This is a genomic window from Pseudomonas sp. JV449 (genome assembly GCF_032424295.1).
GTDB classification, from domain to species: Bacteria; Pseudomonadota; Gammaproteobacteria; order Pseudomonadales; family Pseudomonadaceae; genus Aquipseudomonas; species Aquipseudomonas marginalis.
The window spans coordinates 157,052-171,468 of record NZ_VYKD01000017.1; the positions used below are offsets into that span (position 1 = coordinate 157,052).

Genomic DNA, 14,417 nt, shown 5'->3' on the forward strand with positions numbered 1-14,417 from the left:
AACGTTGCCCAACAGATACGGCGCCTAACTTGGAATGCATGTTTGTTGCCCGATTTTCATGCTGGAAAAGATGTAGACGAAAGATTTCAAGTTGTGTCAGTTTCGTGACGCCTTCAAAAGAGGCGAGTGATAGGACGATCTCGCCCACGGGATTCCTATCGACCCAAGACTGATGCATTTGCAAACAAGGAAGTACGTTTATGTCAAAAGCAAAAGACAAGGCTATCGTGTCGGCGGCGCAAGCCAGCACCGCTTACTCGCAAATCGATAGCTTCAGCCATCTGTATGACCGTGGCGGCAATCTCACGATCAATGGCAAACCCTCCTACACCGTTGACCAGGCGGCCACCCAGCTGCTGCGCGACGGCGCCGCGTACCGGGACTTTGACGGCAACGGCAAGATCGACCTGACCTACACCTTCCTGACCTCGGCGTCCTCGAGCACCATGAACAAACATGGTATCTCGGGCTTCAGCCAGTTCAACGCCCAGCAGAAAGCACAGGCCGCCCTGGCCATGCAATCCTGGTCGGACGTGGCCAACGTCACCTTCACCGAGAAAGCCACCGGCGGTGACGGCCACATGACATTCGGCAACTACAGCAGCGGCCAGGACGGCGCGGCAGCCTTCGCCTACCTGCCCGGCACCGGTGCAGGCTACGACGGCACCTCGTGGTACCTGACCAACAACAGCTACACGCCGAACAAGACCCCGGACCTGAACAACTACGGCCGGCAGACCCTGACCCACGAAATCGGGCACACCCTGGGCCTGGCTCACCCTGGCGACTACAACGCCGGCGAAGGCGCCCCGACCTACAACGACGCGACCTATGGACAGGACACGCGCGGCTACAGCCTCATGAGTTACTGGAGCGAGAGCAACACCAACCAGAACTTCAGTAAAGGCGGGGTAGAAGCCTATGCCTCTGGCCCGCTGATCGACGACATCGCCGCGATCCAGAAGCTCTACGGTGCCAACTACAACACCCGCGCCGGCGACACCACCTACGGGTTCAACTCCAACACCGGGCGTGATTTCCTCAGCGCCACGTCCAACGCCGACAAGCTGGTGTTCTCGGTCTGGGACGGTGGCGGCAATGACACCCTGGACTTCTCCGGCTTCACCCAGAACCAGAAGATCAACCTCAATGAGGCCTCGTTCTCCGACGTTGGCGGCCTGGTCGGCAACGTCTCCATCGCCAAGGGCGTGACCGTCGAGAACGCGTTCGGCGGTGCGGGCAACGACCTGATCATCGGCAACAACGCGGCCAACGTGATCAAGGGTGGGGCCGGCAACGACCTCATCTACGGTGGCGGCGGCGCGGATCAACTGTGGGGCGGCGCGGGCAACGACACGTTTGTGTTCGGCGCCAGTTCCGATTCCAAGCCAGGGGCAGCGGACAAGATCTTTGACTTCACCTCGGGCTCCGACAAGATCGACCTCAGCGGCATCACCAAAGGGGCCGGCCTGACCTTCGTCAATGCCTTTACCGGGCATGCCGGCGATGCGGTATTGACCTACGCGGCAGGCACCAACCTGGGCACCCTGGCCGTCGACTTCTCCGGGCACGGCGTGGCGGATTTCCTCGTCACCACCGTCGGCCAGGCAGCGGTCAGCGACATCGTGGCATGATGCACGGGCGCGGCGCGCAAGCGCCGCGTCTCCAGGCTGGAGCGTACAGATGCAGCGTTTTTACAATGTGATCGCCTGCGTGTTGCAGGTGATGTTCGTGTCGGCAGGAGCCCACGCAATGGCGAGCAGTCTTGTTTTACCCACCAGCGCCCAGCTGGCCGGGCATTGGCAGTTGCACCAGCAGGATCAGGTGTGTGCACTGGACCTGCTCGAGCAGGCCAATGCTTTGGGCGGCGATGTGGCCTGCGTGGCGCAGTGGCTGGGGGACAAGCCCCTGACCTGGTCGCCCACACCCGACGGTATCTGGCTGTTCAATGCCGAAGGCAGCGGGATCACCCATTTGAATCGTCAGAAAGACGGCGAGTATCAGGCGCGGACGAAGTCCGGCACCGTGGTTGAATTAAAACGAGTGCCTTAGTTGTTGTTATAAGCCTATAACTCGATTTCATTAGTTGAGCGGCCTCTATCGCGGAGGACGGCAAACTTATGCGCGTAATTTGATTCAAGGAAGATCAGAACCTATGGCCAGGCCCCATGCGGTTGCGCCTTTATTCAAGGCGCTGGGTGAATACAAGAGCATCTTGATCAGCGTCGGTTGTTTTACCGCGCTGATTAACCTGTTGATGCTGGTGCCGTCGATCTACATGCTGCAAGTGTATGACCGTGTGCTCTCCTCGCAGAATGAAACCACCCTGGTGATGTTGACCCTGATGGTGGTGGGCTTCTTTGCGTTTATTGGCCTGCTCGAGGTCATCCGCAGTTTTATCGTGATCCGCATCGGCAGCCAGTTGGAGCGGCGTTTCAACTTGCGCGTGTACAAGGCTGCGTTCGAACGCAACCTGCAACGCGGCCAGGGGCATGCCGGGCAATCCCTGGGTGACTTGACCCATATCCGCCAATTCATCACCGGGCCGGCGCTGTTCGCGTTCTTCGATGCGCCGTGGTTTCCCATCTACCTGTTTGTGATTTTCCTCTTCAACGTCTGGCTCGGGGTGTTGGCCACCGCCGGCGCAGTGCTGTTGATCGGCCTTGCGTGCCTCAACGAATACCTGACCAAGAAACCCTTGGGCGAGGCCAGTGGCTTCTCCCAGCAGTCGACGCAGCTGGCCACCAGCCATTTACACAACGCCGAAACCATCCAGGCCATGGGCATGCTCGGCGCGTTGCGCCACCGCTGGTTTGCTGTGCATTCGCAGTTCCTGGGTTTGCAGAACAGCGCCAGTGATACCGGGTCGGTGATCACCTCGTTGAGCAAATCCCTGCGCCTGTGCCTGCAATCCCTGGTGCTGGGCCTGGGCGCGCTGCTGGTGATCAAGGGCGACATGACCGCCGGGATGATGATCGCGGGCTCGATCCTGATGGGCCGTGTACTCAGCCCCATCGACCAGTTGATTGCGGTCTGGAAGCAATGGAGTTCGGCCAAGCTGGCCTACCAGCGGCTGGATGAACTGCTGCGCGAGTTTCCGCCGGAAGTGGAGCAGATGAAATTGCCCGCACCCCAGGGCCAGGTCAGCTTCGAACAGGTCAGCGCGGGGCCGCCCGGGCGGCGCATGCCCACCCTGCATCAGGTCAGCTTCAGCCTCGGCGCCGGCGAAGTGCTCGGCGTGCTTGGCGCCTCGGGCTCCGGCAAATCCACCCTGGCCCGTGTGTTGGTGGGCGTGTGGCCGACCCTGGCCGGCACCGTGCGCCTGGACGGCGCGGATATCCATCGTTGGGACCGCGACGACCTCGGCCCGTACATCGGCTATCTGCCCCAGGACATTGAACTGTTCAGTGGCAGCATCGCCGACAACATCGCACGTTTTCGCGAGGCCGACCCCGAGCGGGTGGTGCGGGCTGCGCAGCAAGCCGGCGTGCATGAATTGATCCTGCGCCTGCCCCACGGTTATGACACGGTCCTCGGCGATAACGGGGGTGGTCTGTCCGGCGGCCAGAAACAACGCGTAGCCCTGGCGCGTGCGCTGTACGGCGGGCCGCGCTTGATCGTCCTGGACGAGCCCAACTCCAACCTCGACACCGTCGGCGAAGCCGCGCTGGCCAGCGCCATTGTGCAGATGAAGGCCCAGGGCAGCAGTGTGGTGCTGGTGACCCATCGTTCTTCGGCCTTGGCCCAGGCCGATAAATTGCTGGTGCTCAACGAAGGGCGTTTGCAGGCATTCGGGCCGAGCCAGGACGTGCTGCGGGCGTTGTCCGGCCACCGTGACCAAGCGCCCCAAGGTAGGAGCGAGCTTGCTCGCGAAGGGCGTTAACGATGATGCGCCCTGATTGGATACACGCGGTGACGCTGAGTTTTTCGCGAGCAAGCTCGCTCCTACAGGTTTTGCGTCAAGCAGTAAGGATGTCAGCATGATTCATGAACAACACGACGCCCGATTTTTCGTACGCATGGGCTGGCTGCTGACCGTGGTCGGTGCCGGTGGCTTTTTCCTCTGGGCCAGCCTGGCGCCCCTGGACCAGGGCATCCCGGTGCAGGGCACGGTGGTGGTGTCGGGTAAACGCAAGGCGGTGCAAACCTTCAGCCCCGGCGTGGTCAGTCGGATCCTGGTCAAGGAGGGTGAGCTGGTGAAGCAAGGCCAGCCGCTGTTCCGTCTCGACCAGACCCAGAATCAGGCCGACGTGCAGTCCCTGCAGGCCCAGTACCGCATGGCCTGGGCCAGCGTCGCGCGGTGGCAGAGCGAGCGCGACAATCAATCCGCTATCACCTTTCCCGCCGAGCTGAGCAGCAACCCCGATCCCGCACTGGCGTTGGTCCTGGAAGGCCAGCGCCAATTGTTCAGCAGCCGTCGCGAAGCCTTTGCCCGTGAACAGGCGGGCATCCGCGCGAATATCGAGGGCGCCACCGCGCAACTCAACGGCATGCGCCGCGCCCGCAGCGACCTGACCGCCCAGGCCCAGTCCCTGCGCGACCAACTGAGCAACCTGCAACCCCTGGCCGACAACGGCTATATCCCGCGCAACCGGCTGATGGAGTACCAACGCCAGCTGTCCCAGGTGCAACAGGACCTGGCGCAGAACACCGGAGAGAGCGGCCGGGTGGAGCAGGGCATCCTTGAATCGCGCCTGAAATTGCAGCAGCACAGCGAGGAATACCAGAAGGACGTGCGCAGCCAATTGGCCGACGCGCAATTGCGCAGCCTGACCCTCGAGCAGCAACTCACCTCGGCCGGCTTCGATCTGCAACACAGCGAGATCAACGCGCCGGCTGACGGCATTGCGGTCAACCTCAGCGTGCACACCGAAGGCGCCGTGGTGCGTTCCGGTGAAACCCTGTTGGAAATCGTGCCCCAGGGCACGCGCCTGGAAGTGGAAGGGCATTTGCCGGTGCACCTGGTGGACAAGGTCGGCACGCACCTGCCGGTGGATATCCTGTTCACCGCCTTCAACCAGAGCCGCACCCCGCGTGTGCCGGGGGAGGTCAGCCTGATTTCCGCCGACCAGATGCTCGACGAAAAAACCGGCGCGCCGTATTACGTATTGCGCACCACCGTCAGCGAGGCAGCACTGGAGACACTCCACGGCCTGGTCATCAAGCCGGGCATGCCCGCCGAGATGTTTGTGCGCACCGGCGAGCGTTCGTTGCTCAATTACCTGTTCAAGCCGCTGCTCGACCGCGCCGGCTCCGCGTTGACCGAGGAATGAGCATGAAAGCTGTGTTCATCGCCTTGCTGTTTACCTGCATTAACGCCCAGGCCGCCATGGGCCCGTTCGATGTATACGAACAGGCCTTGCGTAACGATCCGGTGTTTCTCGGTGCGATCAAGGAGCGCGACGCCGGCCTGGAAAACCGCACCATCGGCCGCGCAGGCTTGCTGCCCAAGCTGTCGTATAACTACAACAAGGGCCGCAACAACTCCCAGGCCACCTTGCCCGACGGCCGCGGCGGCAATTACCACGACGACCGCAACTACAACAGCTACGGCTCGACCTTCAGCCTGCAACAGCCGCTGTTCGACTATGAGGCCTACGCCAACTACCGCAAGGGCGTGGCCCAGGCGCTGTTCGCCGATGAAAGCTTTCGCGACAAGAGCCAGGCGCTGCTGGTGCGGGTGCTGAGCTATTACACCCAGGCGCTGTTTGCCCAGGACCAGATCGACATCGCACGGGCCAAGAAGAAGGCCTTCGAGCAGCAGTTCCAGCAGAACCGGCACCTGTTCCAGCAGGGCGAGGGCACCCGCACCGATATCCTCGAAGCCGAGTCGCGCTATGAGCTGGCCACCGCCGAAGAGATCCAGGCGCTGGACGAGCAGGACGCCTCGCTTAGAGAACTGGGTGCGCTGATCGGTGTGCAAAGCGTCAACATCGACGACCTCGCCCCGTTGAACAAAGGTTTCGCCGCGTTCACCCTGACCCCGGCCAACTACGACACCTGGCATGAACTGGCGATCAGCAACAACCCCACGCTGGCGTCCCAGCGCCAGGCCCTGGAAGTCGCGCGTTATGAAGTGGAGCGTAACCGCGCCGGACACCTGCCCAAGGTCACTGCGTACGCCAGTTCGCGCCAGCAGGAGTCCGACAGCGGCAACACCTACAACCAGCGCTACGACACCAACACCATCGGCGTCGAAGTGAGCCTGCCGTTGTATGCCGGTGGCGGCATCTCCGCGTCCACCCGCCAGGCCAGCCGCGCCATGGAACAGGCCGAGTACGAGCTGGAAGGCAAGACCCGCGAGACCCTGATCGAACTGCGTCGGCAGTTCAGCGCGTGCCTGTCTGGCGTGAGCAAACTGCGCGCTTACCAAAAGGCCCTGACCTCCGCAGAAGCACTGGTGCTGTCGACCCAGCAGAGCATCCTCGGTGGCGAGCGGGTCAACCTCGATGCGCTGAACGCCGAACAACAGCTCTACAGCACGCGGCGCGACCTGGCCCAGGCGCGTTACGACTACCTGATGGCCTGGACCAAACTGCACTACTACGCCGGCAACCTGCGCGACACCGACCTGGCCAAGGTGGATGAGGCGTTCGGGCCGGCACCGCATTAATTGGCTTTCTCGACAATTCCAACAACAGAGAGGCAATACCATGGGTGTGTTCGACTATAAAAACCTCGGAGCCGAGGGCTCCAAAGCGTTGTTCGCCGATGCCATGGCGATCACGCTGTACGCCTATCACAACCTGGATAACGGCTTTGCCGTGGGCTACCAGCACAACGGCCTGGGGCTCGGTTTGCCGGCCACGCTGGTCGGTGCACTGCTGGGCAGTACGGATTCCCAGGGCGTGATTCCCGGCATTCCCTGGAACCCGGATTCGGAGAAAGCCGCCTTGGAGGCCGTGCAACAAGCCGGTTGGACGCCCATCAGCGCAAGCACCCTGGGCTATACCGGCAAGGTCGACGCCCGAGGCACGTTCTTCGGCGAAAAAGCCGGCTACACCACAGCCCAGGTCGAGGTGCTGGGCAAGTACGATGAAGCCGGCAAGCTGCTGGAAATCGGTATCGGTTTTCGCGGTACGTCGGGCCCTCGGGAAACGCTGGTCAGCGACTCCATTGGCGATCTGGTCAGCGATCTGCTCGCAGCGTTGGGCCCCAAGGATTACGCGAAGAACTATGCCGGTGAAGCCTTTGGCGGCCTGCTCAAGAACGTCGCCGACTACGCCAGTGCCCACGGCCTCAGCGGCCACGACGTAGTGGTCAGCGGCCATAGCCTGGGCGGCCTGGCGGTCAACAGCATGGCCGACTTGAGCAGCAGCAAATGGGCGGGGTTCTACCAGGACGCCAACTACCTGGCCTACGCCTCGCCGACCCAGAGCGCTGGCGACAAGGTGCTTAATATCGGCTACGAAAACGACCCGGTATTCCGTGCGCTGGACGGCTCATCCTTCAATTGGTCATCGTTGGGCGTGCATGACAAACCCCATGAATCGACCACCGACAATATCGTCAGCTTTAACGACCACTACGCTTCGACGCTGTGGAATGTGCTGCCGTTTTCCATCACCAACCTGCCGACCTGGATCTCCCATTTGCCTACGGGTTATGGCGATGGGATGACGCGCATCCTCGAGTCCGGGTTCTATGGGCAGATGAGCCGCGACTCGACGATTATCGTCGCCAACCTGTCCGACCCGGCACGCGCCACCACCTGGGTGCAGGACCTCAACCGCAATGCCGAACCGCACAAGGGCGATACCTACATCATTGGCAGCGACGGCAACGACCTGATCCAGGGCGGCAAGGGCGCGGACTTTATCGAGGGCGGCAAGGGCAATGACACGATCCGCGACAGCAGCGGGCATAACACCTTTTTGTTCAGCGGGCAGTTTGGCCAGGACCGGATTATCGGCTATCAAGCGACGGACAAGCTGGTGTTCAGGGACGTTGAGGGGAGTGCGGATTACCGTGATCACGCCAAGGTCGTGGGCGGGGACACGGTGATCAGTTTTGGCGCGGATTCGGTGACGTTGGTGGGGGTGGTTGGCTTGTCGGGGGAGGGGATTGTGATCGGTTAAAACGGTGGGAGGGGGCAAGCCCTCTCCCACATTTGATCAGTGCGGGCCGCTGGAAATCAGTCTTCCTTGCGCACCGTGGCCACATCGTCGGCTTTGACCCGGATGCGCTTGCCGGCGATATCGGTGAATTCATAAAACCCGTCGGCCGTCTTGGTTTTTGGAGAGTCCTTGGTCAAATACTGCGTGCCATTTTGCAGTGTCACTACGGTTTGCGTCGCGCAACCGGCCAATACCAGAAAAGTGAGTGCAACCAGTGGCAGCCCCAAATTCTTCATGTTCATAACCCTTACCTTTAACCCTGAAAAATCCCACGCCAGGGACGCGGGCGACAAATGTTACGCCATCGACTCCCCATCTGATCATTTTTATGCAAAAAGTTGCGTGTGCCATTTATCTATTACCGATTGCAACACCGCATTTACGACGGCACTCTGTATGCATAACCAGTATTCGACCAATGCGTACCATGGCCAATCCCCTCGAAAACCCGCTCTATTACCTGCATAACTTCCGCCAGGTCCTGCATTGGCTGGGGCAACGCTATGCCGATCTGCTCGACCCTGACGAAGAGCATTTCATTCAGCAATTCGACAGGTTGCCGCAAGCCTCCCAGGCGCTTTTGGTGCGCATGGTGATGCGCAAGGGCGTGCATTTTCGTGCGGGCAAGCTGCACTACGTGGAGATCGGTTGCCCCCATGCCGCTGCCGCGCCCCTGCGGGAATTGGGATGGGTGGACGACAACCACCTTCTGGCATTTGAAGCATTATTCGCCTTGCTGCAAAAAGGCGAGATTCTCAGCACCTTCGCACCCTGGATCGACCAGCCCAAGGGCAAGAAGGCCGATTGGCTGGAAGGGTTGGCGGCGCAGTTCACCGACACGCGCCGTTTCGCCGACTGGTGCCCGGACCTGGCCGACACGCTGTACAGCCTCACCGTGATGGAGTTATGCGACCGCCTGCGGCTGATGTTCTTCGGCAACCTGCACCAGGACTGGTCCGAGTTTGTCCTCGCGGACCTGGGCATCTACACCTATGAAAAAGTCGAGTTCTGCGCCGAATCGCGGGGGTTGCGCAGCCGCGCCGACGTGCACGGTTTTCTGTTCCTGCACCAATGCCAGCAGGCGTTTGAACGCGGTGAGGCGCTGGCGCAGGTGCTGGCTGAAGTGGCCACGCTGAACACCGACAACCCCTGGCTGGAAAAGCGCCGGGCCAAGCTGTTGTTCCAGCTCGGCCAGTATTGCGAGCGCAGTGCCGAGTTGGACCTGGCGCAGCAGGTCTACCGCACCTGCGCCTACCCCGGCGCCCGCGCGCGGCTGATTCGCGTGCTGGAGCGCCAGGAGGATTACGCCCAGGCCATGGCCCTGGCAAGCATCGCGCAACAGGCACCGGAAAGTGCCGCCGAACAGCAACACCTGTTGCGCGTCATGCCCCGCCTGCGCCGCAAGCTCGGCGAACCCCGGCTGCCCACGCTCAAATCCCGTGAAGTCACGCGCCTGGACCTGGAACTTGCGCTGCCGGAGCCGTTGATGTCGGTGGAATCCTGTGTCCAGGCCCACCTGAGCGCACCTGATGCACCGGTGCACTACGTCGAGAACGGCCTGATCAATTCGCTGTTCGGCCTGCTGTGCTGGGATGCGATCTTCGCACCACTGCCGGGTGCGTTTTTCCACCCGTTCCAGCGTGGGCCGGCGGACCTGCACAGCGAAGACTTCCACGCGCGCCGCGTCCCCCTGTTTGACGCGTGTTTTGCGCAACTGCAGGACGGGCGCTACACAACCACCATCCGCCAACGCTACCTCGATAAGTGGGGGATCCAGTCGCCCTTTGTGTTCTGGAACCTGCTCAGTGAAGACCTGCTGGAACAAGCCTTGGCCTGCCTGCCCGCCGAACACCTGCGCTACTGGTTCGAACGGTTGCTGCTGGATATCCGCGCCAACCGCGCCGGCATGCCGGACCTGATCCAGTTCTGGCCGGCGCAGAAGACCTATCGCATGATCGAGGTCAAGGGCCCTGGCGATCGCCTGCAGGACAATCAGCTGCGTTGGCTGGAGTTCTGCGGCGAATACCAGATGCCCGTCACCGTCTGCTACGTACGCTGGGCGGAGCAACCCGCTTGAGCTACAGCGTAGCCGTGCGGGCGCTGTGCGAGTTCACCGCCAAGGTCGGCGACCTGGACCTGCGCTTTACCCCGTCGCCCAGCGCCCAGGAAGGTATAGCGGGCCATCGCACCGTTGCTTCGCGACGCAGCGCGCACTACCAGAACGAAGTGGCCCTCGAGGGCGACTACCAGCAACTGACGGTGCGGGGCAGGGCAGACGGCTATGACCCGGACGCCAACCGCCTGGAAGAAGTGAAGACCTATCGAGGCGACCTGGCTGCCCAGCCCGCCAACCACCGGCAACTGCATTGGGCCCAGGCCAAGGTGTACGGCTGGTTGATGTGCCAGAAGCTTGGCCTCACGGATATCGACGTGGCGCTGGTGTATTTCGATATCGTCGGCGAAGGCGAAACCCTGCTCAATCAACGTTTCCAGGCGGACGAGCTGCAAGCGTTCTTCAATCAGCAATGTGCACTGTTTCTCGGCTGGGCCCGCCAGGAAATGCAGCACCGTGAAGCGCGCGACGTTGCGGCGCAGACCTTGGGTTTCCCCCATGCCGATTTTCGCCCCGGCCAACGCACTCTGGCCGAGTCGGTGTACAAGGCCGTCAGCACCGGCCGTTGCCTGATGGCCCAGGCCCCCACGGGCATCGGCAAGACCATCGGCACGATCTTCCCGCTGCTCAAGGCCCTGGCGCCCCAGCAACTGGACAAGGTGTTTTTCCTCACCGCCAAGACCCCCGGTCGCCAACTCGCCCTCGATGCAGCCAAGGTGCTGCATGCCAGCAGCGACCTGCCCCTGCGTGTTCTCGAGCTGGTGGCGCGGGACAAGGCCTGCGAGCACTTGGACAAGGCCTGTCACGGCGACGCCTGCCCCTTGGCCAAGGGCTTCTACGACCGTTTGCCCGCCGCCCGCCTTGCCGCGTCCAAGGTCCGCCTGCTCGACCAACACAACCTGCGCAATGTCGCCCTCGATCACAGGGTGTGCCCCTATTACCTGAGCCAGGAAATGGCACGCTGGGCCGACCTGGTGGTTGCCGACTACAACTACTATTTCGACTTCGGCGCCATGCTCTTCGGCCTGGCCCAACTCAACCAATGGCGCGCTGCCGTGCTGGTGGACGAAGCCCACAACCTGGTGGAACGTGCGCGCTCGATGTACAGCGCGAGCCTCGACCAGTACAGCCTGAAGATCCTGCGCGACACCGCGCCCGAGCCGCTGAAGAAACCCCTGCAGCGCCTCAACCGCGAATGGAACGCCCTGCACAAAGACCAGGTCGCGCCGTACCAAGCCTATGCCTCCAGGCCGGACAAACTGCTCCAGGCCCTGAACCTGTGCACCAGCGCCCTGGGTGATTACTTCAACGACCACCCCGAAGCCCTCAGCGGTGACCTGCAAGCCTTCTACTTCGAAGCGCTGCAATTTACCAAGGTCGCCGAGCTGTTCAACGAGCACTTCATCTTCGACATCAGCAAGCGCCAGCTCGGCGGCAAACGCAGCAGCTCGACCCTGTGCCTGCGTAACGTGGTACCCGCCGAATTCATCCGGCCGCGCTTGACGGCAGCCCGCAGCAGCGTGTTGTTCTCCGCCACATTGAGCCCACGCCACTACTACGCCGACCTGCTTGGGCTGCCGACGGACACGGCTTGGGTCGATGTGGAATCGCCGTTCAAGGCCGAGCAACTGCAGGTACGCATTGTCGACGCAATCTCCACCCGTTTCGTGCATCGCCAAGCCTCGCTGGCGCCGATTGTCGAGCTGATCGCCCGCCAGTTCGCCCTGCAACCGGGTAACTACCTGGCGTTTTTCTCAAGCTTTGATTACCTGCAACAGGTGGCGCAACTGCTCGCCGAAACACACCCGCAGATCCCGTTGTGGCACCAGTCGCGGGGCATGGCCGAGGCCGAACGCCAAGGGTTTCTCGACCAATTCACCGAACATAGCCAAGGCATCGGCTTTGCCGTGCTGGGCGGCGCGTTTGGCGAGGGCATCGACTTGCCAGGTGCACGCCTGATCGGCGCATTTATCGCCACCCTGGGCTTGCCGCAACTCAACCCGGTCAACGAGCAGATAAAACTGCGCATGGCGGCGATTTTTGGCGCAGGGTACGACTACACCTACCTGTACCCCGGCATCCAAAAGGTTGTGCAGGCGGCGGGGAGGGTGATCCGCAGCCAGCACGACCGGGGCGTGGTGATGTTGATGGATGATCGGTTTGGGGAGGGCAGGGTGCGGCAGTTGTTGCCGAGGTGGTGGGCAGTTGATTGAGTGATTCCTGCCATCAATGATGCTGGTCCTTAGGCAACGGATCCCGCAGGCTGGAAAAAAACCTCAGACAGGCCTAGCCAATGAGCCGAACCCCGCGCTATTCCTGATTGGCAGTCGCGATCCTGTAGGTGTGTTTGAAGCTCACCCACTCAAGCGAATGCCCGAGTGGGTGCCTGACCTTGAACAGCATGTCCTGGACAACTGTGGCCATTGGATCCAGAGCGAGCAAACGCGGCAGGTCAATACGTTGCTACTCGACTTTTTAGACCGCACCGGTTGAGGGCCTGCGCCGTGCTCAACTGATGGTCAGTGCCCGACGCCAGGATTCGTTCAAGTCCACTGCACGTGCCTGGGTGAAACCGGTGGAGATCACGTAATACAGTTCAGGACGGTAGCCTTTGAACTGCTGCAATTGCACACGATCGAGCAAGCGCTGCACCGGTGAGCGTTCCGGCCAGGATGGGCCGACCTCTTTTTCTTCGATGTGCAGAATGATGTCGTTCAACGATTTTACGTAGCGCAGGATCAACGAAATGCGGTCGGTCGGTTGGCGCCACGCGTAGTAAGGAATGTTGACGATCACGTGCTCTGGATTGTCGTGGATATGATCGTCTGGGTAGCCTTCAACCGTAGGTGCTTCCAGGCGGAAAATGGAGCCTTTGACCTCGGCCGTTGTTTTCTTGGAATAGATCTCAAAGGGCGGGGCAGCCTTTCTCAGCACGAAGCTGATCTCCAGGCGGCCTTCAGCGGCAGCCCGTACGTCGAGGAAGTCGAAGAACGCCGATACCGGTCTCCCGGCAATCCTAATAGGCACAAATTGGTGAACCACCTTCACACCGCCCTTCGGCGGGTATGAGCGGAACATCACATCGTACAAGTCGTCTTTCAGCCCAACCGTTGGCGGGGTGTACATCTGCACCTCAAGCGGTTGTTCGTTGAGTACTTCCAAGTCGACATAACCAAGCGGTCCCGCATTTACAATCACGGGGCCGTCGTACTTGGTGACGTCCAGATTGACCGACACCGGCATGCTTGCCGACCCTGGTGTCGAAATATTCCCCACCAGGTCGATGACTTCCAGCCACACCAACAGGCGGTCACTGTCGCCCGCTTCGACGATGTCCTGGTAGGTCACCGTGATAACCGTCGGTTTCACGGCTCCCCCGACCTGTTGAGTGATGATGACTGATCCCCAGTGGAGGATGATTCGGTCGGTGGGATTCAGGTTGGGGTATAGCTGGAGGGTTACGGTAACGCCCCTGCTGGCGTTGCCGGGGACAATCACCGTTTCGGACAGGCTGAATTTCAGCGCGGAATGCCCCGGTTCTATTTGATCCTGATCATCACCGGCAGGGATGTCGGTTTTTACCAGAACCTCCAATGGATATGACTGGTCGTACTGCGCACCACCGGCATAGTGAACAACATACACCAGGGCAAACTTTCCATCGGGAAGGTCTTGTGACGAGGCTGAAAAGAAGTAGTTGTTGAGCTCGATGTCGTCGGCTGTAAGTTTTTTGGTCGCGAAAACCACCACCGTTCCCGCACTATCCAGCTTACCCACCGAAATGATATCGCCAGGCGCTGCGACCCAGTTTTTATCCACCTGTATCGTCACCCCTGACTCAAACAGCCACTTCGGGATGCCTGCATCAAAGCCTGGTACGTTTTCGCTCATGCCTGGAATGTAGAGGCGGTCGAGGTTTTTGGGGGTGCGTTTTTTATCAGCCTTCAAACTACCTTTTGCTGAGGTCACGGCCTTGGGTTTTGCGGGTGCCTTGGGCGTTACGGCGCTCGTCTGCTTGGCGGCAGCCTTAGTGGCCGTAGGCTGTTTGACCGGCACTGCTGGCTGGTTCTTTTTGGCTGACATGAGCTCTCTCCTGACAGAGGACGTCGCACGTGGCCCCAGGGCAAGCGTGCCGTTTACGCCATCAAACACCTGAACGCGCGCCTCGGATACTGTCAGAATTAACA

General features: G+C 61.1%; 10 protein-coding genes and 1 pseudogene. 9 read left to right on the top strand and 2 right to left on the bottom strand.

What is annotated here, in order from left to right; all coding sequences use genetic code 11:
* Positions 1-200: 200 nt before the first annotated feature.
* The 6 genes from F6S08_RS17160 to F6S08_RS17185 all read left to right on the top strand — a co-directional run bounded on the left by F6S08_RS17160 (position 201) and on the right by F6S08_RS17185 (position 8,078).
* Positions 201-1,634 carry a serralysin family metalloprotease gene (locus F6S08_RS17160; RefSeq protein ID WP_065927588.1) on the top strand — a complete coding sequence of 478 codons (1,434 nt, stop codon included), beginning with the start codon at positions 201-203 and terminating at the stop codon, positions 1,632-1,634.
* Positions 1,635-1,683: 49 nt separating this feature from the next.
* Positions 1,684-2,052, top strand: a complete 369-nt coding sequence (locus tag F6S08_RS17165) for an AprI/Inh family metalloprotease inhibitor (protein ID WP_027605779.1) — start codon at positions 1,684-1,686, stop codon at positions 2,050-2,052.
* Positions 2,053-2,155: 103 nt separating this feature from the next.
* On the top strand, positions 2,156-3,883 hold the full coding sequence (locus tag F6S08_RS17170) for a type I secretion system permease/ATPase (RefSeq protein ID WP_315872009.1): 1,728 nt from the start codon (positions 2,156-2,158) through the stop codon (positions 3,881-3,883).
* A 97-nt stretch (positions 3,884-3,980) separates the two neighbouring features.
* Positions 3,981-5,273 (top strand): HlyD family type I secretion periplasmic adaptor subunit, encoded by a 1,293-nt coding sequence (locus tag F6S08_RS17175; RefSeq protein ID WP_315872010.1) that lies wholly within the window; start codon positions 3,981-3,983, stop codon positions 5,271-5,273.
* A gap of 2 nt (positions 5,274-5,275) precedes the next feature.
* Entirely contained in the window at positions 5,276-6,613 is a 1,338-nt protein-coding gene (locus F6S08_RS17180; protein WP_315872011.1) for a TolC family outer membrane protein, read from the top strand.
* Positions 6,614-6,653: 40 nt separating this feature from the next.
* Positions 6,654-8,078 (top strand): lipase, encoded by a 1,425-nt coding sequence (locus F6S08_RS17185; RefSeq protein ID WP_315872012.1) that lies wholly within the window; start codon positions 6,654-6,656, stop codon positions 8,076-8,078.
* Between the two features lie 56 nt (positions 8,079-8,134).
* Here F6S08_RS17185 and F6S08_RS17190 read toward each other — a convergent pair whose 3' ends face one another.
* Positions 8,135-8,359 (bottom strand): YgdI/YgdR family lipoprotein, encoded by a 225-nt coding sequence (locus tag F6S08_RS17190; RefSeq protein ID WP_027605784.1) that lies wholly within the window; start codon positions 8,357-8,359, stop codon positions 8,135-8,137.
* A 185-nt stretch (positions 8,360-8,544) separates the two neighbouring features.
* Here F6S08_RS17190 and F6S08_RS17195 point away from each other — a divergent pair, with 185 nt between their 5' ends.
* The 3 genes and pseudogenes from F6S08_RS17195 to F6S08_RS17205 form a co-directional block, all read left to right on the top strand.
* The gene (locus F6S08_RS17195) at positions 8,545-10,194 is read left to right on the top strand and encodes a VRR-NUC domain-containing protein (protein WP_315872013.1); all 1,650 of its coding nucleotides are present in this window, start codon (positions 8,545-8,547) and stop codon (positions 10,192-10,194) included.
* Positions 10,191-12,443, top strand: coding sequence for an ATP-dependent DNA helicase (locus F6S08_RS17200; RefSeq protein WP_315872014.1), 2,253 nt, complete (start codon positions 10,191-10,193; stop codon positions 12,441-12,443). Before F6S08_RS17195 ends, F6S08_RS17200 begins: the two co-directional genes overlap by 4 nt.
* 91 nt (positions 12,444-12,534) lie before the next feature.
* Positions 12,535-12,723 (top strand): annotated as a pseudogene (locus F6S08_RS17205) (alpha/beta fold hydrolase); the annotation flags it as partial.
* 15 nt (positions 12,724-12,738) lie between these two features.
* Here the strand turns inward: F6S08_RS17205 and F6S08_RS17210 are convergent.
* Positions 12,739-14,313 (bottom strand): hypothetical protein, encoded by a 1,575-nt coding sequence (locus tag F6S08_RS17210; protein WP_315872015.1) that lies wholly within the window; start codon positions 14,311-14,313, stop codon positions 12,739-12,741.
* Positions 14,314-14,417: the final 104 nt, after the last annotated feature.